This is a genomic window from Arthrobacter sp. SIMBA_036 (genome assembly GCF_046535135.1).
In the GTDB taxonomy this organism is placed as follows: Bacteria; Actinomycetota; Actinomycetes; order Actinomycetales; family Micrococcaceae; genus Arthrobacter.
Map to the genome: position 1 here is coordinate 1 of NZ_JAWRXG010000357.1, position 251 is coordinate 251.

The following is a 251-nucleotide window of genomic DNA, read 5'->3' on the forward strand; positions in this document are numbered from 1 at the left end:
GGGCCACGATGCCGCAAAAGAATATCGCAAGCAGGACCGGCCAGCGTATCATCAATGCGATCTCTTCGGGCACCTCTCCCAACCATACGTAAGAGAGGACGATCGGCAATCCGGCCACCAGCCCGATCATTGCAAAGACGGCGATCGTAGCCCCAAGGGTAAAAGCGAGGCCGATCAGGTTGCGCCTCACGAAGGTCCGTTTCTCGTCTTCCTCATACGCGACATTCATCGCATCAAACAGCGCTAAAGTC

The 251-nt window shown here is 56.2% G+C and carries 1 protein-coding gene; it reads right to left on the bottom strand.

Going from position 1 to position 251, the window contains the following annotated elements:
• Positions 1–251: YhjD/YihY/BrkB family envelope integrity protein (locus tag SB659_RS20170; protein ID WP_410551711.1), on the bottom strand; the 251-nt coding region annotated here is incomplete at both ends.